The organism is Domibacillus indicus (assembly GCF_000970685.1).
Taxonomy (GTDB): Bacteria; Bacillota; Bacilli; order Bacillales; family Domibacillaceae; genus Domibacillus; species Domibacillus indicus.
Map to the genome: position 1 here is coordinate 326,465 of NZ_LAJB01000003.1, position 19,425 is coordinate 345,889.

The window sequence follows — 19,425 nt, forward strand, 5'->3', positions numbered from 1 at the left end:
TTCCTCTCTTATCTTCCTACTACACCCATCCCATTGATAATTTTATCAAGCATTTCATCTACTACAGTGATCATACGTGCAGCACCATTATATGCATGCTGATATTGAATTAAATTTGTCATTTCTTCATCGAGTGACACCGAAGAAACGGCTTTGCGGTTTGTTTCCACCGATGTCCGCAATACTTCAACATTCAACGCGGTCCTGCTTGCCTGCTTTGAATCTACGCCTAGTTTGCCTATAACCGATTCAAAGTATTTATTAATAGAAGTTGTACCTCCAGAAGATGTGGTAATAATATTAGCTGTAAATACATTACCTAAGTTATAAGCGTTGGATCCATCACCTGGTTCACCGTTTACTGCCGATGTTTCAATGTCTGCTCCTGTTATGCCATTTATTAAGCTAATACCCCCTGCACCTGTCCCTGCCAAAAGATCTTTACCTGTAACTATACTTCCATTTGAATCAAATTTGTATCCTTGTCTATTTACTCTATTAAACTCATCTTTAAATGATTCAGCTAATAAATTTAGATCGTTTATCATTTCTGTATAAATACCTTTTTTGCCCCCTGCATCACTATAACCATACGCTTCAATTAGCGCCTTAATTTCTCCTCTTGAGAAATCGGCGGCATCAATGGAAGATATTGTTATTCCATTAACTGGATTTCTGGTTCCATATTTATCAACTGATTGAAAATTCACTCGCACTGCTTGACCTAAATTTTTCTCTACTGCTAGTTGAACATACCCATCGCCATTCAAGATTTCATAGCTTATCCCTTGCTCATCTAAAATGGAAATCTTATAAGTTCCTTCAGCAATTTGAAGTGAATTACCACCATTATCAACTCGTTCTATAGAAATATTCATATACTGGGAAAGCTCATCTATAAGAGTATCGCGTTTATCATAGAGATCATTTGGCAGATAACCGTTTGGCTCAATTTCTTTAATTTGCTGATTCACATCATTAATTTGATACAAAATTGAATTTACAGCTTCAGTTGTTACATCTAACTGATTCCCATAGTCATCTTTCATCGCTTGAAGGGAATCGTTCATATAATTGAAAGTTTCTGTAACGGCTTGAAGTCGTTCTATCACAACATTTCGAGCCCCGTCGTTTGTTGGTGAAGCACCTAAAACTTGCAAAGCATCCCAAAGTTCGTTAAACGTCTTAGCAAGGCCTTGTTCAGACGGTTCATTTACAATATCCTCCACTTTGGTGAAAGCATCCGCTCGCTCACTCCAATAGCCGAGCTTATTATTTTCGTTCCGGTACTGTACATCGATAAATGCATCTCGGACGCGCTGAATAGATCCTGCCTCCACACCGGTTCCTATCTGACCAGGGATATTCGGCCGATTCAAGCCAACAGCTGGATAAGGAATTGTTGTTTGGAAATTTACACGTTGTCGTGAATAACCAGGTGTGTTTGCATTTGAAATATTATGTCCTGTTGTATAAAGGGCACTTTGCTGTGTAAACATGCCTCGCTTGGCCGTTTCAAGCCCCATAAATGTTGATCTCATTTATTTCCTCTCCTATGCTTTCGAATCAAAAATAGGTCCGGCTGACGGCGGCCGTTCCGAATCGCCGTCCGGCGCATAATTTCCCGCTTCCGGCGGGGCAAGCAGATCTAGCTGCAAGTGAACGAATTGAAGCGACTGGTCCAGCAGCTCTTCATTTAACCGGTTTACCTGCTGTAGTTGCTGCAGAGTTTCTACTAACTGTTCACGAAGCAAGCCGGCTTTTTCTTGTTCTTCTGGTGCAAGAGATGGCAAAAGCTCTGTCAATGGCTGATCAGAATGGTCAGCCCGTTTTTTTTCCAGTATGGTAATAGCACTGACATGCTTTTGCTCTTCGCGGACAATCCGGTTCAATTCGTCCATTTTATTTTCTTTAATTGACTCTTTTTTGGCATGTGCCAGGCTCAGCAGGCTTTTATGAAGCGCCAGCTGTTTTTCGAGCGTTTCGATAAGCATGACGCTCCACTCTCCTTACGTATAAATATTAATTAATAAGCCTTGAATTTCGCCGACTTTGTCCAAAATATCAAGCTGTGATTTTTCTCTATTGATGACGTCATTAGCCAGCTGGGTTAAGCGGCTGTCGACTTCTTTTACAATTTTATAGACTTTTGTCCGGCCGCGGCGGTTAAAGCCGCGCTGTTCCTCAAGCTGAAGACCGCTGTTGACCGCTTCTTCCATAAACTCCTTGACCATTTTCTTATATTTCCGCAGATCATCAATCGTCCGGTGTTCGGCGAGTTTTTCGCCCTGCGTTTCGATGTCTTTCATCATGCCGTTCAGTTTTTCCAGAGCAGCGTTTTGACGCTTATTTGCAATCACATCTGTAAAAGAGACAGAGGCTTTTGCTGTTTCTTCCTTCCGCTCGGTTCGGGACGTAGAAACTTTATTTACGCGCTGTATTTCCATGCTGATTCACTCCGTTTGCTTATTGAAGAAGCTGCAGGACACCCTGCGGAAGCTGATTCGCCTGTGCAAGCATCGCCTGGCCCGCCTGGTTCAAAATATTGTTTCTCGTAAACTGGGTCATTTCCTCCGCCATATCGAGGTCACGGATGCGTGATTCCGCTGCTGTTAGATTTTCATTTGATGTCTGTAAATTTGTTACAGTGTGCTCAAGACGGTTTTGAATTGCTCCTAGCTTGCTTCTTTGCTGGGACACTGTCAAAATCGCTGAGTCAATTACTGATATAGTAACAGTTGACCCTAAAGCGGATGTATAGTCCAGAGTCGCAGGAAAGATACTTGAAGCTTTCATATTCCCAATAGTTACTGAAAGCATTTGACTGGTATTTGCTCCGATTTGAAAATTGACTCCACTAGAAAGGGATCCATCTAATAATTCCTTGTTGTTAAACTGCGTAGTTTTTGCTATTCTGTCAATTTCTTTTGTAAGTTCATCAATCTCATCTTTAATTGCGTCCCTATCTTCATTTTGAAGAGTGCCATTTGCAGCTTGTACTGACAATTCGCGCATCCGCTGCAGAATATCATGTGTTGAAGCAAGTGCCCCTTCGGCTGTTTGAATAAGTGAGATTGCATCCAATGAGTTGCGCTCCGCCATATCCAGACCGCGGATCTGCGAGCGCATTTTTTCAGAGATAGCAAGACCGGCCGCATCATCTGCTGCACGGTTAATCCGAAGACCTGAAGAAAGCTTCTCCAGACTTTTGGATGTCGCATTATTTGTGTTGCCCAGGTTGCGGTAAGCATTCAATGCCTGGATGTTATGATTGATTCTCATTTCTTATTTCCCCATTTCCAATGTGTTTTTCGGCTGGTCTTCGATGAAAATACTCTGCTCATAGGCGTTTTTCCGGCGTGAAATCGGCTTTTGGGGCGCGTTTTTCATGGCTTCATTCCATGCATCCGCAATCATCTGGAACAGTTGCTGCGCATTGGCAAGCCGTTTGGCGTCTTTGTAAAGATTCGCTTCGATCACCGTATCAGCAATGAAGTTGTATACGTGGTCGAGCTGGTCGGCGATAATGCCGGCATCATAATTTAAACCGGCGCCGAGCCGTTCGGTAATATCATTGATTTTCTGCATGGACTGATTGGCTTCTGCGAAATTGCCTTCTTGTAAACATTTACTGGCCCGGTCAAATTGATTGAGCCCGGCCTCATATAAAAGAGCCGTAATTTGCTGCGGCGTTTTTTGGTAAATCATTTCTTTTGTGATCATATTTGTCACCTCATTTGATTGTATCGGCAGAATGTGCCAGGTTTTAATACGAAGATTCCATTTCTTCGATTAAAATCAGCATTTCCGCGATCACCGAATACAATTGAGGCGGAATCGAATCGCCCAGATCAATATCGAGCAGCTCGGATAGAAGGGAGGAGTCGTTCTCCATCGGAATGCCGTGCTGGCCGGCAAGCTCCAAAATTTTCGCCGCCAGTGCGCCCTTTCCCTGAGCGACCACAGTCGGTGCGCTTCCTTCTTCGTAACGAATGACGGCTGCGGACGGCCCATTGACCTTCCGGCGGTTGATTTGGTTGTAATAGCTCATATTGTAAAATCGAACCCTTTCGATGATGAAGTTGAATTCATTGCAGCTTTTGCTTCAGACTGCTCGTCTTTTCTGGCAAATGTGCCGAATTGTACAGCACCGACACGGTAGCCGACATCTGACAGGCGTTCTTTCAGCACCACGGTCAGCGGCTCCATTTTTTGGGCAAAGTCTTCCCGGTCGTTTTGGATTTTCACGGAAAGGTTGCGGTCTGCAGAGGAAATCGTCATCCCGACCGGGCCGAGTTTTTTCGTTTCAAATAAAAAGTGAAGCGAGCAGTTTTCCCAGTCCACCTGCTGGCCGCCATTTTTCGAGCGGATAAACACGTTGACGTTTTCCGCCTGGCCGCCGAGCAAAAATGGCAGTGACATCATCATCGACTGCAGGCCGGATTCCGGCTTGCTTAACAGCTGCTGACCGGTTAAATTGGCAGCCGCCTGTTCACCGGAGTTTCCTGACTGCTGTCCCATTGATGCAAGCAGTGCCTGCTTGACGGCGTTCGGCACTTCCGCTTTTCCTTTTAAAAGAGAGGCGGCCTGCTCATGCTCGTAGTTGAGCCCGGCTGCTCTCACCAGTTCAAATGCGTTGCGGGCACCCGGCGTTTCATAAAGGCCGGCCATGGCGCTGGCGAGCTGGCGCTGCGGTGTTTCAGCCAGTTCCTTCGTGACCATATGCATCACTTTTGAATCGGATGGTTGAAAGGTGACTTTGTCGATCAGCGTCTGGACCTCTTTTACGATGCGGGCCGCTGCCTGCGTGTCTCCTTTCGCCAGAAACCGGCGGGCATCCGCCAGCTGCTGGGACGCCTGCATCAGCTGCTTTTCCGTTTTCATATCCGTGTACAGCATAAAGTCGCCTTTTAAAATGGCATTGTCGAGCGTTTTAATGGCTGTTTCAACTACCGGCTTTGCCTGCTGCGGCGTTTTGATGACAAACTCCGCCGTCTGCAGATTGCGCAGAATGTCTCTCTTAAACTGCTTAAAGTCAATCGCGGACTGCGACATTTTTTCGGTAATGGTTGTCATAATGACATTTTTTGAAGCCGGCGGCACATGGGCAAACAACTCATCCGGAATCACCGGCTCACTGCTTGAGGACTGTGTCTGGACGAGCGGCTCGATCGCTTTCATCAACTCGCTTCGGGCCGCGAGTTCTTTGCCGGATGCGATAAGAGCCTCTGCTTTTCCGACTGCCTCCGTTAACTCAGGCATTGTTTCTTTTATAAACGATGCAATCCGCTCAAATGACGGTTCTTTTTGAATCATGGCGGCTGCTTTTTGCGGCAGTGATGGTTCGGTTTCTTCGGTTTCCGGCATGATAATGCCTGATGGCTGAAGCAGCGCGGACGTCTTTGCCTGTGCCATATCCGCCAGCTGAAGAGCTTCGGCGAGCGGCTTTAAGACGGCTGCTCTGTCGCCCGTAAACAGGGTCCGGACAGCCTTGATCATTCTCTCAACCGGCTCTCCGTTTTGAATGCCGCGGCTTAATTCCTGCAAAAGCGGATCGTCCGGCTGCTGCTTGAGCAAGTCTTGAACAGCGCTGCTCAGCTTGCTGGCCGCTGTCTTTAATAATTTCTCGGCCTGCGAAATGGAGGGTGCTTCGGTGAGCTCCTGAATCCTTTTCGCCAGCTCCGCTCCTCCCGAAAAAGGCTTTAAAGCCGATTCAATAGCTCTTTGAAGCTCCTGCTGGGACAGCCTGTCTGCCTGTTTTAAAACCGGCTCGAGTGCCTTCATTATTTCTGTTGACTGGGCAGGGGGCATTTGCTGCTTCACCAGTGCTTCAACAGCTTTAAAAAGATCATTGCTTTTCATGAGCTGCAGGGCTTCCTGTGTTTTTCCAAGCTGCAGCGCTTTTTCAATCGCAGCCTGTGTATTTTCTGGAAAGTCGATTCCCGACTGAGCCAGCCACTCAGCCGCCTGCTTCCCGAACGGCGTTCCTGTCAGGGCAGCATGAACGGCTTTTAAAGATGCTTCCGAGGGCATAATTCCTTTGTCAGCGAGCACCTTTACTGTGGCAAGCTTTTCCGCTTCTGTTCCCGGAGTGGTTTCCATAAATGTTTTCACCGCCTGCGCGGCTTCTTTCGTGAGCGTGAGGCCTTTTTGGGAAAACACTGCGAGTTCTGCCGGCTGCTTTTCTGTTTTTGTCGCCGTTTGGAGGGCTGATTCAGCAAGAGGCGCGGCCGTTTCTCCCTGTGCGGGCAGGACGGCGGTCTGCATCGGTGCAGCAGGCGAGGCTTGTGACTGGATTTTCATCAATCGGGCTCCTTTCTTTTTTTATTTACATAAAGAAAAATCGCCCGGAGAAGTCTCGTGGGCGATCCGGTTACGGTTACAGTTTTCCGTAAAAGTCAAGCATGGCTTTGGCCGTTGCATTCGCATCCGGCTTGTATGTTCCATCGGCAATTTTTTCTTTCAGAAGCGCGATTTTTTCGCGGCGTTCAGCTAGTATTCTTGATGAGTCCTGCATCTCTTTGGCGGCGCTTGAAATTTCAAGCTTGTCGCCGGTTGTCGGGCTGGCTGCTTTGGCCGTGTCCACTTTTTTCAGCTGCTTCTGATACGGATTGATTCCATTCACTCCTGGTGTCTGATTGATTTTCATGTCCGTATCCTCGCTTTCTTGTTTTTTATATGTACTTATTATATCGTCCCCAAAACCAAAATGTTTAACGGGTAATTTTGCGTGTTTTTTCTAAGACAAAAACCCGCCCTTTGGCGGGTTTAATCCTTCCGCCTGCCCAAATATGTCTGCTGGTGCTGCTCTTCACGCACCTGGGAAAAAGCCTGCTCGCGTTCATGCTTTTGCAGTCCCTTTTCGATTTCCTCAACACAGCTTGCACACAGCTTGCCCTTTTGAATAATGGTGCCGCACCGGTCGCATGGATAGCCAAGATTCGGAAATTGAGCTGGCTGCAGGCGGCCTTTTCTTATCCAGTTATGAATCATTCCCTCGGTAGCGCCCGTTACTTCTACAAGCCGCTCCATCGTTGCTGCGCGGTTTTCCCGCTTGCGCAAAAATGTATATGCTTTTTGATAAAGCTCTTCTTCCGAGCGCGAACATTTTGGACAAACATCACGGAAAGCATTTTTCGCATATAATTCATTGCAGCGGGGACAGTTTACAATCTCGTTCATGCTTTTCACCTTGCCTCTCATTCTCTTAAATCCATTCTCAGTGCGCATAGAAAAAAAGTCAAGAACCGCTTCGCGCAACGGTAATACTTTTGACGGAGTGCGCCCCCGCCTCTTCAAGCGCATCGGCTGCCAGGCGGATCGTTGCGCCCGTTGTGTAAATGTCGTCAATAAGGAGCACCGACTTGCCCGCAGCATCTCCGATCGGATAAAACGTTTGCCTCGAGCCAACCCGCTCTTTTCTCGATTTTTTCGATTGCTTGTCCGATTCTTTTCGTGCAAGCAGCGGCATGCCTGTTAGCCCTGCCCGTTCAATTAATGCCTCCGACTGGTTAAACCGTCGTTCTGCCAGACGCGATGGCGCGAGCGGCACAGCGCAGACGAGATCGCAGGCTGCTTTTTGGGCTGCTGTGCGGATGTCTTGCGCAAAAATATCGGCGAGCGCATAGTCGCCCCGGTATTTAAACCGGGCAATTAGCGCCTGCATGGCATCATTGTAGTGATACAGCGAAGCATTCGTCACAAAAGTGCTTTTTCTCCAAGCCAGGCAATCCGGACAGACCGCTTCTTTTTCCATCGGCCTTGCACATATTTTACATGAGGGTCCGCTTATTTTTTTCAGGGTGCTCAGGCAGGCTTCGCAAAGAGGCGGCGGTTTGGCACCGAAAAACGCGCGCCATGAGTCGATTTCCGTGCTGTTTTCGCATAAAAGACAGCGGCTCATCCGTCTAAAAGCCCCCGGTCTCTGCCAAGCCTGTTCATTTGCTTGATTTGCTCGACCGCACGCACCATCGCTTCTGTTTTGCCGTAGTGGAAAAGAACAACATCACCTGTTGGGCACGCTGCACTCCGTCCGGCGCGTCCGGCGATTTGAACGAGTGCACTTTCCGTAAAGACCCGGTCTTCCGCGCCGACAACCGCTACATCAACACCCGGGAATGTAACGCCTCTCTCAAGGATTGTGGTCGTTAATAGCACAGGAATGCTCCCCCGGCGCATCGCTTCCACTTTTTCCTTTCGCAGCGGATCGCCCGCATGAACGCTTTCAATGCGCTCATCCACTTCTTTTAATCTGGACAGGGCTTTTTCCATTGTTTCAATATGCGGATAAAACAAAAGAGCTTTCTGTTTTTCTTTTACCCACTTTTGAACAGGGTCCGGCACAATGGTTTTTTTCCAGTTGCCGCACCAGCTCATTTTCGGCACCGGAAGCGGATGGCGGTGATAGCGGGCGGGAATAAGGGTAGCTTCTCTTTTGCCGGACTTGATATCTTCTTTCCAGGAGGGTTCAGGAGTGGCAGTCAAATAAATAAGCGCAGACTTCTTTTTGCGCGCTTTTTGAACAGCGTACTGAAGGGATAGGTCAAAGGTGTACGGAAAAGCGTCGACTTCATCAACAATCATCACGTCAAAAGCCTCCGTAAAGCGGAACAGCTGATGGGTGGTGGAAACAATGAGCGGACTGTATACATGGCGGTCCGGGCTTCCTCCGTAAAGAGCGGGAGGCGGTGTATCCGGAAAAACGGCTGACAGGCGCGGCGCAAGCTCCCGTACAACATCCGCCCTCGGCGCAGCCAGGCAGACACGTTTTCCTCCCGACAAAGCAGCAGCCATTCCTTTAAACAGCACTTCTGTTTTGCCTGCCCCGGCCACTGCCCAGACCGTATGCTCACTGCCATTTTGAATTGCGCGCAGGACATTTTCGGAAGCAGTGTGCTGCCCGGCTGACAGGGTGCCGGACCAATTGAGCCGGCCGGCTTTTTCGGAATGCGCCGGCTCAGGCCCATTCCAGCGGTAAAGCTTTGTGCAGGAGGAGATTTTGCCCATTTCGATGCAGTTTCGGCAGTAGGTGCAGATTTTGCCGCAGCGGGCGCATGGATGGGAAGAAAAATTCGTTGTATTGCCGCAGCGCTGGCATTGTGGGGTTTCGGATAATCCGGGACGGACGGTGAAATGGTGGAGATCAAGAGGTTTTAGTATTTCTTCATCCGTGAGTTCTCGTCCGGAGAAAAAGAAAGCATTTGTCATAAGCCACATCCTTTCGGGACCATTATATACCACCTGAGATAAAATGGAAATAAAAAGCGCTCCGGCTGTATCGGAGCGCTTTTTGGGCTATTCGTAGCCTTTTTATATTTTTTTCGTCCAGCCCATGGCGAGTGCGCCTTCGCCCAAATGGGTGGCAATAACGGGACCGAAGCTCGAAATGCCGAATTCTGCATTTGGGAACCGTTCTTTCAGGTCAGCCATCCATGCCCGGGCATTCTCTTCCCGGTTCGCATGAATGATGGATACCTGAAACTGGCCGCCTTTATTGTAGTCCTCTTCAAAGATATCCCCAATCCGCTTCAATGCTTTTTTGCTTGTGCGGATTTTCTCGAATGGCGTAATGATTTTGTCCTCAATGCGCAGAAGCGGCTTGACCTGCAGAAGCCCGCCGATGAATGCCTGCGCACCGCTTAAACGGCCGCCGCGTTTTAAATGATTCAAGTCATCCACCATAAAGTATGCTTTCGTCCATTCTCTCATTTCCGTCAGCACTTCGAGAATTTCGTCCGGGTGCTTGCCCTCCCTGGCCATTTCTACTGCGCGAAGCACATAAAAAGCCTGCGGAGCACAGCTTATTTCTGTGTCAAAGGAATACACCTTGAGCCCTTCCACCATACCCGCCGCTGTTGTCGAAGACTGGTATGTGCCGCTGAGTCCGCTCGATAAATAAATGCCGATAACCGCATCATAATCCTTTGCAATCTGCTCGTACATTTCCACGAAATGACCGATAACCGGCTGCGATGTTGTTGGGAGTTTTCCGCCTTCGTTGACTTTTTCATAAAACTCTTTCATCGTAATATCCAGTTCTTCACGGTATGCATCCTCGCCAAAAATAACACTGAGCGGGATCATAAAAATGTCCAATTCGTCGCGCAGCTCTTTCGGAAGATAAGCCGTGCTGTCAGTCAATATGGCCGTCTTCATCTTCAAATACCTGCCTTTTTTTTATTTATACTTTCTCCATTTTATCGGAAGAAAGGTTGTTTTGCATCATTTTTCGGATAAAATGGAGGAATATAGGGGGAATCAACGTGAAAGCTCCATTGCTTGTGCTGATCGGCGCCTCGTTATGGGGGATGATCGGCTTATTTGTACAGGGACTTTATCAGCACACCTTTACGCCGATTGACGTGACTGCCATACGGGCATTCGGTTCGGCCTGTGTGCTGTTTCTTTTTCTGGCTGCTTTTAAGCGGCATCTGCTTGTTGTCAGGCTGAAGGATCTGCCGTTTTTTGCGGGCTGCGGCATTGCCAGCATCGCTTTTTTTAATTTATGCTTTTTTACGGTTATTGAGCGGTCGTCCAATTCGCTGGCGGTGGTTTTGCTGTATACAGGGCCTGTGTTCGTCGTGCTGCTGTCACGCCTGTTTTTTAAAGAACCGCTGACGGGCGGCAAAATAACCGCTCTTTTTTTGACGCTGATCGGCTGCATACTCACGGTCGGCCTCCTTCCGTCAGGTGGTGCAGGTCTCGCTGCGGACACGGTTTTTATCGGGCTTCTGTCCGGCTTTTTCTATGCCCTGTACTCTATTTTCGGCAAATTTGTTGCGCACCGGTACCATTCGGCCACCATCACCGCTTATTCAATGCTGATGGCGGCTCTCGTCATCGTACCGCTGTCCGGGCTGTTTGAAAAAGCAGATCGGCTGGCTGACTGGAATGTTTTTGTAAACGGCGCCGGCCTTGTCCTGCTGTCCACGGTTTTGGCTTATGTTTTTTACACGGCGGGCCTGGCAAAAATGGAGTCCGGCCGCGCCTCGATTCTCGCAACAGCCGAGCCGGTTGTTGCGATTTTGATCGGCGTGTTCGTTTTTGGCGATCACTTAACCGGCTGGCAGCTCGCCGGAATTGTCTGTATTTTAGGTGCCGTTTTATTCACAATCGAGCGGCGGGCTAAGGCTTCTTCCTAAGTACAACGTGAACCTTCTGCTTACACCGCAGGAGGTTCTCTTAGTGTTAAAAAAGAGGGTCGTCAAGAAGAGACTTCGTTTTTGAGCTAAATCCGCCTTCTTTTTTTCAGTTAGAAACGGGCTATTTTCTCCTAAAAGCAGATTAGGGGCTGCGGTCTGCCGGCTGCGCTTTCCTGCAGGGCGAACGCTGAACCAGTCATCGCTCCGCGCTGCCCGTTTCAGCTCGTCCGCTCGTCCTGCGGGAGTCTTCGCCGGCAGCCCTTCGCCCGTTGTGCTTCTAAAAAAACGGCACGAAAAAGCATATTTGTTCTTCTCTTTCTCATCAGAAAAAATACGAACCGGGTGTTACCGATTGAAATTCCTCCCTAGCAGGACGTCAGGTGCGGAGCGCAGACTTCGACTGGACTGGCAGGCAGGTGGTTTTGAACATGAATAAGCAAAGATAAAATGACTATTTTCTTCTCTTTAAAAAGAAAATGCGCTAGTCCTTACACACGCTTGGCGCAAGCTACCTGGGCGGCGGGAGGGCAGCGTAGACTCCTGTGGGACTAGCGGGCAGCCGAGACCGATGATGGAGCTGTAAGGCGCAGTCGGGCTTAGCGGCCTGCCCCACGAAAAGCGGAGCTGCCCGGACGCCGTCAATTTGGCCTCTTTATGTGCACGGTCACCCAGTATAAGTATAATTTATTTACAGCACGAAACCTCCTGCAGCAGGCAGGAGGTTCTTTTTGTTATTCAGCCAGCATCCGGTATGGCTGTTCAAGCATGGTTTTTACGGTCTGCAAAAATTCGGCCGCCGGAGCGCCGTCAATGGCCCTGTGGTCAAAGGTCAGGCTGAGCGGCTGGATCATCCGCTTTTGGAGGTCATCTCCGATAAACACCGCTTCCGGCATGGCCCGGCCAAGACCGAGAATCCCGATTTCAGGCGGATTGAGAACCGGCGTGAAATATTCGATTTCATAGCTGCCCAGGTTTGTAATCGTGAAGGTTGAACCTTTTAATGACTCGGCCTGTACCCGGCCGCTCCGGACATCATCGGCGCTTGAGCGGATCCGTTCCGACAGGCCTTTCAGCGGCAGGCGGCACGCGTCATTGATAACCGGCACCATAAGCCCGCCGTCAAGTGCCACGGCTATGCCCAGGTGAACCCGGTCATGCAGCGCGAGCCGGCCGTCTTCAAGTGTCGCATTCATCATCGGATGTTTTTTCAGGGACACAATCACCGCTTTTGCGACCAGATCCGTTAGTGTCAGCTTCACGCCGTCTTCCTGAAGAGATTCGTTCAGTTGTTTTCGGATGGCCAGTAAATCGGTCACATCCGCCTTCATCGTAATTGTCAGCTGGGCCGTTTTCTGCAGACTGTCATACATGCGCTCTGCAATCACTTTTCGCATGCCGGCAAGCGGCTTTCCAGAAGCGGATGAACGGGAAGACATCGGCTCCGTATCTGCTTCCGGAGCCGGACTCGATATGGCTGCAGCGGCCGGCTGCTCGTTATGCTGGATATGGCGCTCCACGTCAGACCGGGTAATCCGTCCATTTGGTCCCGTACCCGGTATTCCGGTCACGTCAATACTATGCTCTCTTGCCAGCTTGCGGGCAGCCGGCGAAACGCGGGTTCTGCCGCCGTTTTTCTCAACTTTTACCGCAGCCGGCTCCAGCGTTTTTTGAATGGAAGCCGGTGTTTCTGCGGGCATATCCGGCGCTTCTTCGTGAAGCCCGGCCTGCGGCGCATGAACTGCGTCCGGCTCTTCCCCGGCCGCTCCGACCAACCCGATGGCTTCGCCTACTTTTACGACTTCATCTGAAGACGCCTGAATTTTCAGCAGCACCCCGTCTGCCGGCGCCTCTACATCTTTTTCAATTTTGTCGGAGCTGATTACGGCAACGGAATCTCCTTTTTTTACTTCGTCACCTTCCTGCTTCAGCCACTCGACGACCGTTCCTTCTTCCATCCCCATACCGAGCTTTGGCATAATCACTTTTACAGCCATTGTAACTCCCCCCTTAAATGACAAGTTCGCTGCCGGTCATTTCCTGAACAGCTTTCATGATTTTCTCCGGTGTCGGCAAATAAATATCTTCCAGCGACGGTGCAAACGGAACCGGCGTATGCGGCGCCGTCACCAGTTTTACCGGCGCATCCAGGTAGTCAAAGCCTTTATCAGCCACGAGCGCAGCAATATCCGTGGCGGCGCTGCAGCGCGGATTCGCTTCATCGACGACAACTAAACGCCCTGTTTTCTCCACAGAGGTTAAAATGGTATCTTCATCAAGCGGTGACAGCGTGCGCGGATCGATAATTTCTGCTTCCACTCCATTTTTCGAAAGCTCTCCGGCTGCTTTCATTGCCGTGTGAACCATTTTTCCGATCGCCACAATGGTTACGTCTTCACCGCTTCGCTTAATATCCGCCTTGCCAAACGGAATACGGTACGACCCTTCCGGCACTTCGCCTTTCATTGTGTAAAGCGTTTTGTCTTCAAAGAACACAACAAGGTCATCGTCAAAAATAGACTGGAGCAAAAGTCCTTTTGCATCGTATGGCGTTGATGGGATAACGACTTTGATGCCCGGTATATGGGTAAAAAATGAATACAGGCTTTGAGAATGCTGGGCAGCCGCGCGGAAGCCGGCCCCGTGCATCGTCCGGATGGTGAGCGGCACTTTTGCTTTCCCGCCAAACATATACCGCAGCTTGGCTCCCTGGTTCATGACCTCGTCCAGGCAGCTGCCGATAAAGTCATTAAACATGAGTTCTGCAATCGGCCGCATGCCTGTTGCGGCAGCTGTAACGGCGGCTCCGACATAGCCGGCTTCCGCAATCGGTGTATCAATCACCCGGTCCCTTCCGAATTCCTGCACGAGCCCTTTTGTTACACCCATAACGCCGCCCCATGCTTCTTCATCCCGCAGATGATCGACCGCTGCGCCGCCCGCTACATCTTCCCCAAGCAAAATAACATCCTGGTCCTCTCTCATTGAAACAGCCATTGCTTCGTTTATCGCCTGCGAAAAGGTGATTTGACGGGTCATGATGCCGCACCTCCATCTGTTTTGTAGGAAACATACACATCTTCAAGCAGCTGCTCCGGAAGCGGGTGCGGGCTTTTTTCGGCAAATTCCACTGCCCGGTCAACCGCGCTCCGTACCTCTTCATCCATTTTGTCGAGTTCTTCCTCTGTCATAATGCCCTGCCCGGTTAAATACGTGTAAAATTTCTTGATAGCATCAAGATCATTTAAATGCTTTACTTTTTCTTCCCCTTTGTACGTCTGGGCATCTCCTTCAAAGTGGCCGTAATTGCGGTATGTGACACATTCAATCAAAGTCGGCCCTTCTCCATTCCGTGCCCGCTCCACGGCCCGTTTTGCCGCTTCCCGGACGGCTATAACATCTTTTCCATCCACTTTTTCTCCCGGAATATCGTAGCCGATTGCCCGGTCCGCTATTGATTTGCAGCTGGATGCATAATGGAAGGGAGTTGCTTCCGCAAAGCCGTTGTTTTCCGCGACGAAAATAACCGGCAGTTTCCAGATCGCCGCCATATTGATGCCTTCATGGAAGGTGCCATGGTTGTTGGCTCCGTCTCCGAAAAAGCACACCGCTACGCCCCCTGTTTTCTTGAGCTTGTGTGTAAGCCCGGCTCCGACCGCAAGCGGGAAACCGCCGCCGACAATCCCATTCGCCCCGAGCATGCCTTTTTCTACATCGGCAATATGCATCGAGCCGCCTTTGCCCTTGCAAAGACCGGTCGCTCTTCCGTAAATTTCCGCCATCATCCCGTCCAGGTCGCAGCCTTTGGCAATACAATGCCCGTGGCCACGGTGCGTGCTCGTAATATAATCCTGATCATTAAGATGTGTGCAAAGACCTACAGCAATCGCTTCTTCACCTGCATACAAATGCACAAAGCCGGGCAGGATTCCTGTCCCAAAAATCTCATGAACCCGGTCTTCAAAGTGGCGAATCTCAAGCATTTTTTGAAACATCCATTCTGCTTCTTTCTTTGAAACAGCCGCCTGGTTTGTTTGCGTTTGTGACATTATAATCCGCTCCTTTTCACAGCTGGTAATTTAGTAAACGCTTTCAATGTTTACAATGCAATCAGCGTGCCAACTTGAAAAGAAAGCGGAATCAGGAAGGTTTCGTTCTCTTTTTCTTTTCTTTCTGAGTTTGTCCCAGTTATGTCTCAATTCATCTCATATTGTTTCAATTTACGGTAGAAGGTGCTGCGCGGAATGCCCATTTTTCTGGCAGCGGTCGGCGCATGTCCTTTTGCTTCTTTCATAGCCCGTATCAGCTCCTCCCGCTCCAGCTCCTGCCGGGTTGTCCACTGTCTGCCGCTTTCCTGCTCCAGTGAAATCATGCAGTCAGACGGCGCGAGATCTTTCGGCACATGGTCACCGTATAAAATACGGACCCGGTCCAAAATATTAAACAGCTCACGGAAATTGCCAGGGAATGTGTGCTGCTTAAACACATGAATCAATGATTCTGGCAGCCTGCCGTTCCAGTGGGTTCTTTTTTTGTAGTCCGCAATAAACTCTTCCATATCGCAAAGCCGCTGGCGGAGGGGAGGCAGCTGGATGGGAAATACGTAAATTCGGTAAAATAAATCCTCCCGCACCTTGCGGGTGTTGACCAGTTCAAGCAAATTGCGGTGAGTCGCCGTAATAATGCGGATGTTAATCGGAACCGGCCTGGACGCTCCGACCGGCATCACTTCCTGCTCCTGCAAAACACGCAGCAGTGAGATTTGCATTTGCTCCGGGATGTCGCCAATTTCATCTAAAAACAGGGTTCCTCCGTCCGCATCACGAATTTTCCCCTGATAGCCGCTCCGGCTCGCCCCGGTAAACGCGCCCGCTGTATAGCCAAACAGCTCACTTTCCATCAGCGACGCCGGAATGGCCCCGCAGTTCACCGCTATAAACGGACCTCTTTTCCGGCTGCTGTTTTCATGAATAGCCCGTGCCAGGATTTCTTTTCCAGTACCGGTTTCACCATAAATATGGACAGCTGCATCTGTTTTGGCCACGCGCTCCGCCTGCCAGAGCGCGTGCCGGAATGATTCCGCCGTGCCGATCACTCCATTGTAATGAAACCTGTCGATCCAGCCATTTAAAGACGGCGTTTTTTTCACAGGCACAAACTGGATAAGCCGGCCGATTTGAAAAGAACCGGCTTCATTAAAAACATCACGCATCACATCCTGCTTCCAGGCGTTTGACGGCAGCTCCTGCAGCGGAAACGGGATAGTCATCCGGCATTGCTCTTTCATTGCATCATTCATCCACACAACCGAATCCGATGCGGAAACAGCCGCCATTGGAACCGGATGCTGGCGGTAAAAAGAAGCCGCCATAATAAGAGACTGCTCATCCATTTTCTCCATGGAGGCCCATTGCTGTTCAATCGCAAAAGCGGCAGCACACACAGCGGCCAGCATATGCTCATGGCGCGAATCGGCGAGCGCACTTGTCATATCGAGAACACCAAGAAGCGTGCCATCCGGCGCATGGATCGGGGCCGCGGAGCAGGAAAAATGCTGAGAGGCGACTGAATAGTGCTCTGTTCCAATAACGGTAATGGCTTCGCCTGTTCTGAGAGCGGTTCCAACTGCATTTGTGCCAACGACGTCTTCTGTCCATCTGGAGCCTTCCACGAAGTTAATTTCCGACGCTCTTTTCAATGTCTGGCCCGGGCCGCGCGCAGCTAATATATAGCCTTCGTTATCAATGAGCAGAATTATTGTATTAGCCTGGCGGATTGACTTGATCACTTTTTCCATAATCGGTTCAGCAATCGATGTCAGCCGGTCATTTTTCTCAAGCCGCTGGCGCAGCTGTTCAGCTGTTAAAATGTCGCTGCCTTTGCCGTCATACGGATTTACGCCTTTTCTCTGGCATATGTACCAGGATTCCTCAATGCGTTTTTGGAGACGCGCTTCATCCAATACCCCTTCCCTGACAAACCGCTGCCATACATCACGCTTCACCGTTTCACTCATCACAAAAAAGCCTCCTTTTATTAGAATAGCGCAAGGCATCTGAACCCGGATATTTTCTGCGATTAGACTTGTACTTTCTTTCCTAATAAAAAAACGGATAAAAGGCGAGTGCTTTTATCCGCTTGTCGGCGTATGGCTTAACCGGCAAATACTTCTGTCCATTCGTCTCTTTTGGCCAGCATATCGCGCGCAATTTCTTTCGCGCCTTCTAAGCTGTGGCTTGCCGCCCAGCCGCATTGTACCTCGTTGCATGCCGGCACTTCTGTTGCTTCCAGGACATCCTGCAGTGTTTTTTCTATGATGTTTAAAATATCCTCGTAATCTTCATGGTTGATCACCGCGATGTAATAACCGGTCTGGCACCCCATCGGGCTGATGTCGACGATTTTATCGGAATGATTGCGGCTGAATTCCGCCATCATGTGCTCCAGTGAGTGAAGCGCCGGCATCTCCATATGTTCTTTATTCGGCTGGCAGAAACGGATATCATATTTTAAAATTTTATCGCCGTTCTGTCCTTCTTTTATTCCCGCCAGGCGGACATAGGGTGCTTTTACTTTTGTGTGATCTAAATTAAAGCTTTCTACATTCATTTCTTTTGTCATTTTTGAAAACCTCTTTTCTTTTTACTATATCATTCCATCGCAAAAAGGGAAACTTGCTTCCAGCCGTCTTCTTCTTTTTGGAACACCATAATCTGGCGCGTTGTCTGGCTTACTTCCTTGCCTGTGCTTACATCTTTTGAGGTAGATTCCATATTCATAAATACATTGGCTGTCATTTTGCTTTCATCATACTGGATGACGGTAGCGTTCACCGGCTTCATTGTAGCATCAAATGCTTGAAATACTTTTTGGATGTAAGCCTTTTCCTCCTCGTAATCAAATGATTCAGGATTTTTGGAAATAGTGGACATATATGTTTCCAGATTTTTCTCGTTAAATGACTGGATTTGCTTGTCCAATACAGCAAGAATTGCCTCTTTTTCTGCCGCCGGTATATTCGCCGCTTCCTCGATCGGCGCTTTGACTGCCGCTGCCCGTTCTTCTGCGGTATGCGTTTCCTGAGCAGCGCTTTGCGGTTCGCCGTCTGATGCGGAGTTCACTGCTCCGTTATTTTTCTCTTCACTGCAAGCGGCCAATAACAGGCTCGTTATAAGAAAAGCAGATACCCATTTATATGTCAAAATATGTGCACGTCCTTTTTTCGGATATGCTTTTATTGTAAAAGAAAAATGGTCCGCGCTCAACCGGCACGGACCGTTTTTTCAATAGTAGCCATAGTAAGGCGGACGGCCGTAAAAAATGGGGGTCAGCAGACCGCCTGTCAGGCCGCCAAGAAATCCGCCCAAAAACGGGCCCGGGCCTGGATAGCCGCCGTAAAAGTAAGGAGGCCGAGGCGGATAATATGGACGATAAGGTCGGTACGGATAATATGGACGCGGGTATACCGGACTCATACACATCTCTCCTTTCGCTGTAGTGTATGCACTGAAAGAAGACAGGGTGAGAAATCATTTTTCGTCCGCTTATTTATCGCTGTGCTGGTCATCTTCATAAAAAAAAGCCCCCTAAAGGGGCTTTTTTTTAACGAACTTCTACCCAGCCTTTTTTAATAGCGGTAACAACAGCCTGCGTGCGGTCGTTTACGTTCATTTTTTGCAAGATATTACTTACGTGGTTTTTAACGGTTTTTTCACTAATATATAATGCTTCACCGATACCCCGGTTGCTTTTTCCGTCAGCCAGCAGCTGAAGCACTTCACACTCACGGCGTGTCAGCAAGTGAAGCGGGCGGACAACCTCTGTTTGCTGGAACCCTTTTCCTTTTCCGTCATCACTGGAAAGGCGGCGGTAATCAGCGATTAAGTTATGTGTCACGCGCGGATGCAGGTAAGATCCTCCGTCTGCCACTACTTTCACTGCTTCTACTAATTCCTCGGCATCCATTTCTTTCAGCAGGTACCCGAGAGCACCGGACTGCAATGCGTGTGTCACGTAGTTTTCATCATCATGAATAGATAAAATGATTACTTTTGTATCCGGATACTTGTCTACAAGCTTGCGCGTTGCTTCAACACCGTTCACATCCGGCATGTTAATGTCCATAATGACAACATCAGGGCTATACTCTTCAACAAGCGAAAGCGCTTCTGAGCCATCGTCTCCTTCTGCCAGCACTTCAAACGTTTCTTCAAAATCGAGAATGCGTTTTACCCCTTCACGAAATAGCTGGTGGTCATCAATAATAATAATTTTCGTTGTCATTATC

General features: G+C 49.1%; 21 protein-coding genes and 1 pseudogene. 1 reads left to right on the plus strand and 21 read right to left on the minus strand.

Features of this window, described 5'->3' with window-relative positions:
* Positions 1-8: 8 nt before the first annotated feature.
* The 13 genes and pseudogenes from flgK to VP98_RS06030 form a co-directional block, all read right to left on the minus strand.
* Positions 9-1,541 carry a flagellar hook-associated protein FlgK gene (gene flgK, locus VP98_RS05975; protein ID WP_046174431.1) on the minus strand — a complete coding sequence of 511 codons (1,533 nt, stop codon included), beginning with the start codon at positions 1,539-1,541 and terminating at the stop codon, positions 9-11.
* A 12-nt stretch (positions 1,542-1,553) separates the two neighbouring features.
* Positions 1,554-1,994: a flagellar protein FlgN gene (locus tag VP98_RS05980; protein WP_046174432.1), complete on the minus strand. Its 441-nt coding sequence runs from the start codon at positions 1,992-1,994 to the stop codon at positions 1,554-1,556.
* Between the two features lie 15 nt (positions 1,995-2,009).
* Positions 2,010-2,447, minus strand: a complete 438-nt coding sequence (locus VP98_RS05985; protein ID WP_046174433.1) for a YaaR family protein — start codon at positions 2,445-2,447, stop codon at positions 2,010-2,012.
* Between the two features lie 19 nt (positions 2,448-2,466).
* On the minus strand, positions 2,467-3,282 hold the full coding sequence (locus VP98_RS05990) for a flagellin N-terminal helical domain-containing protein (RefSeq protein WP_046174434.1): 816 nt from the start codon (positions 3,280-3,282) through the stop codon (positions 2,467-2,469).
* Positions 3,283-3,285: 3 nt separating this feature from the next.
* A complete protein-coding gene (gene fliS, locus VP98_RS05995) occupies positions 3,286-3,723 on the minus strand; it encodes a flagellar export chaperone FliS (RefSeq protein ID WP_046174435.1) in 438 nt (145 codons plus the stop codon).
* A gap of 43 nt (positions 3,724-3,766) precedes the next feature.
* Positions 3,767-4,051, minus strand: a complete 285-nt coding sequence (locus VP98_RS06000) for an EscU/YscU/HrcU family type III secretion system export apparatus switch protein (RefSeq protein ID WP_046174436.1) — start codon at positions 4,049-4,051, stop codon at positions 3,767-3,769.
* Positions 4,048-6,303 carry a hypothetical protein gene (locus tag VP98_RS06005; protein WP_046174437.1) on the minus strand — a complete coding sequence of 752 codons (2,256 nt, stop codon included), beginning with the start codon at positions 6,301-6,303 and terminating at the stop codon, positions 4,048-4,050. Before VP98_RS06005 ends, VP98_RS06000 begins: the two co-directional genes overlap by 4 nt.
* Before the next feature lie 76 nt (positions 6,304-6,379).
* On the minus strand, positions 6,380-6,649 hold the full coding sequence (gene flgM, locus VP98_RS06010; protein WP_046174438.1) for a flagellar biosynthesis anti-sigma factor FlgM: 270 nt from the start codon (positions 6,647-6,649) through the stop codon (positions 6,380-6,382).
* Positions 6,650-6,768: 119 nt separating this feature from the next.
* Positions 6,769-7,182, minus strand: a complete 414-nt coding sequence (locus VP98_RS06015) for a TIGR03826 family flagellar region protein (RefSeq protein ID WP_046174439.1) — start codon at positions 7,180-7,182, stop codon at positions 6,769-6,771.
* Between the two features lie 58 nt (positions 7,183-7,240).
* Complete coding sequence (locus VP98_RS06020) at positions 7,241-7,702, minus strand: ComF family protein (protein WP_197076558.1); 462 nt, start codon at positions 7,700-7,702, stop codon at positions 7,241-7,243.
* 33 nt (positions 7,703-7,735) lie between these two features.
* Positions 7,736-7,903: pseudogene (locus VP98_RS19420) on the minus strand (double zinc ribbon domain-containing protein); the annotation flags it as partial.
* Positions 7,900-9,207, minus strand: a complete 1,308-nt coding sequence (locus VP98_RS06025) for a DEAD/DEAH box helicase (RefSeq protein WP_046174674.1) — start codon at positions 9,205-9,207, stop codon at positions 7,900-7,902. The gene VP98_RS06025 and the pseudogene VP98_RS19420, both read right to left, overlap by 4 nt.
* Positions 9,208-9,309: 102 nt before the next feature.
* Positions 9,310-10,155, minus strand: coding sequence for a DegV family protein (locus tag VP98_RS06030; protein ID WP_046174440.1), 846 nt, complete (start codon positions 10,153-10,155; stop codon positions 9,310-9,312).
* A 107-nt stretch (positions 10,156-10,262) separates the two neighbouring features.
* Here VP98_RS06030 and VP98_RS06035 point away from each other — a divergent pair, with 107 nt between their 5' ends.
* The gene (locus VP98_RS06035; RefSeq protein ID WP_231584128.1) at positions 10,263-11,141 is read left to right on the plus strand and encodes an EamA family transporter; all 879 of its coding nucleotides are present in this window, start codon (positions 10,263-10,265) and stop codon (positions 11,139-11,141) included.
* 731 nt (positions 11,142-11,872) lie between these two features.
* Here the strand turns inward: VP98_RS06035 and VP98_RS06040 are convergent.
* The 8 genes from VP98_RS06040 to VP98_RS06075 form a co-directional block, all read right to left on the minus strand.
* Positions 11,873-13,135, minus strand: a complete 1,263-nt coding sequence (locus tag VP98_RS06040; RefSeq protein ID WP_046174441.1) for a dihydrolipoamide acetyltransferase family protein — start codon at positions 13,133-13,135, stop codon at positions 11,873-11,875.
* A 13-nt stretch (positions 13,136-13,148) separates the two neighbouring features.
* A complete protein-coding gene (locus VP98_RS06045; RefSeq protein ID WP_046174442.1) occupies positions 13,149-14,177 on the minus strand; it encodes an alpha-ketoacid dehydrogenase subunit beta in 1,029 nt (342 codons plus the stop codon).
* Positions 14,174-15,187, minus strand: a complete 1,014-nt coding sequence (locus VP98_RS06050; protein WP_046174443.1) for a thiamine pyrophosphate-dependent dehydrogenase E1 component subunit alpha — start codon at positions 15,185-15,187, stop codon at positions 14,174-14,176. The genes VP98_RS06045 and VP98_RS06050 overlap by 4 nt, the downstream gene beginning before the upstream one ends.
* Before the next feature lie 146 nt (positions 15,188-15,333).
* Positions 15,334-17,154 carry a sigma-54-dependent Fis family transcriptional regulator gene (locus VP98_RS06055; protein ID WP_046174444.1) on the minus strand — a complete coding sequence of 607 codons (1,821 nt, stop codon included), beginning with the start codon at positions 17,152-17,154 and terminating at the stop codon, positions 15,334-15,336.
* 137 nt (positions 17,155-17,291) lie between these two features.
* Positions 17,292-17,759, minus strand: a complete 468-nt coding sequence (locus VP98_RS06060; protein ID WP_046174445.1) for an S-ribosylhomocysteine lyase — start codon at positions 17,757-17,759, stop codon at positions 17,292-17,294.
* 29 nt (positions 17,760-17,788) lie between these two features.
* Positions 17,789-18,340, minus strand: coding sequence for a Cif family virulence factor (locus VP98_RS18240; protein ID WP_156151325.1), 552 nt, complete (start codon positions 18,338-18,340; stop codon positions 17,789-17,791).
* 81 nt (positions 18,341-18,421) lie between these two features.
* The gene (locus tag VP98_RS06070) at positions 18,422-18,613 is read right to left on the minus strand and encodes a hypothetical protein (RefSeq protein WP_052712150.1); all 192 of its coding nucleotides are present in this window, start codon (positions 18,611-18,613) and stop codon (positions 18,422-18,424) included.
* Positions 18,614-18,740: 127 nt separating this feature from the next.
* The gene (locus VP98_RS06075; protein WP_046174447.1) at positions 18,741-19,421 is read right to left on the minus strand and encodes a response regulator; all 681 of its coding nucleotides are present in this window, start codon (positions 19,419-19,421) and stop codon (positions 18,741-18,743) included.
* Between the last annotated feature and the right edge of the window lie 4 nt (positions 19,422-19,425).

Bases quoted from the DNA above. Each gene is read 5' to 3' on its own strand.
- flgK (WP_046174431.1), bottom strand. From the start codon at position 1,541: ATGAGATCAACATTTATGGGGCTTGAAACGGCCAAGCGAGGCATGTTT.
- VP98_RS05980 (WP_046174432.1), bottom strand. From the start codon at position 1,994: ATGCTTATCGAAACGCTCGAAAAACAGCTGGCGCTTCATAAAAGCCTG.
- VP98_RS05985 (WP_046174433.1), bottom strand. From the start codon at position 2,447: ATGGAAATACAGCGCGTAAATAAAGTTTCTACGTCCCGAACCGAGCGG.
- VP98_RS05990 (WP_046174434.1), bottom strand. From the start codon at position 3,282: ATGAGAATCAATCATAACATCCAGGCATTGAATGCTTACCGCAACCTG.
- fliS (WP_046174435.1), bottom strand. From the start codon at position 3,723: ATGATCACAAAAGAAATGATTTACCAAAAAACGCCGCAGCAAATTACG.
- VP98_RS06000 (WP_046174436.1), bottom strand. From the start codon at position 4,051: ATGAGCTATTACAACCAAATCAACCGCCGGAAGGTCAATGGGCCGTCC.
- VP98_RS06005 (WP_046174437.1), bottom strand. From the start codon at position 6,303: ATGAAAATCCAGTCACAAGCCTCGCCTGCTGCACCGATGCAGACCGCC.
- flgM (WP_046174438.1), bottom strand. From the start codon at position 6,649: ATGAAAATCAATCAGACACCAGGAGTGAATGGAATCAATCCGTATCAG.
- VP98_RS06015 (WP_046174439.1), bottom strand. From the start codon at position 7,182: ATGAACGAGATTGTAAACTGTCCCCGCTGCAATGAATTATATGCGAAA.
- VP98_RS06025 (WP_046174674.1), bottom strand. From the start codon at position 9,207: ATGACAAATGCTTTCTTTTTCTCCGGACGAGAACTCACGGATGAAGAA.
- VP98_RS06030 (WP_046174440.1), bottom strand. From the start codon at position 10,155: ATGAAGACGGCCATATTGACTGACAGCACGGCTTATCTTCCGAAAGAG.
- VP98_RS06040 (WP_046174441.1), bottom strand. From the start codon at position 13,135: ATGGCTGTAAAAGTGATTATGCCAAAGCTCGGTATGGGGATGGAAGAA.
- VP98_RS06045 (WP_046174442.1), bottom strand. From the start codon at position 14,177: ATGACCCGTCAAATCACCTTTTCGCAGGCGATAAACGAAGCAATGGCT.
- VP98_RS06050 (WP_046174443.1), bottom strand. From the start codon at position 15,187: ATGTCACAAACGCAAACAAACCAGGCGGCTGTTTCAAAGAAAGAAGCA.
- VP98_RS06055 (WP_046174444.1), bottom strand. From the start codon at position 17,154: ATGAGTGAAACGGTGAAGCGTGATGTATGGCAGCGGTTTGTCAGGGAA.
- VP98_RS06060 (WP_046174445.1), bottom strand. From the start codon at position 17,759: ATGACAAAAGAAATGAATGTAGAAAGCTTTAATTTAGATCACACAAAA.
- VP98_RS06070 (WP_052712150.1), bottom strand. From the start codon at position 18,613: ATGAGTCCGGTATACCCGCGTCCATATTATCCGTACCGACCTTATCGT.
- VP98_RS06075 (WP_046174447.1), bottom strand. From the start codon at position 19,421: ATGACAACGAAAATTATTATTATTGATGACCACCAGCTATTTCGTGAA.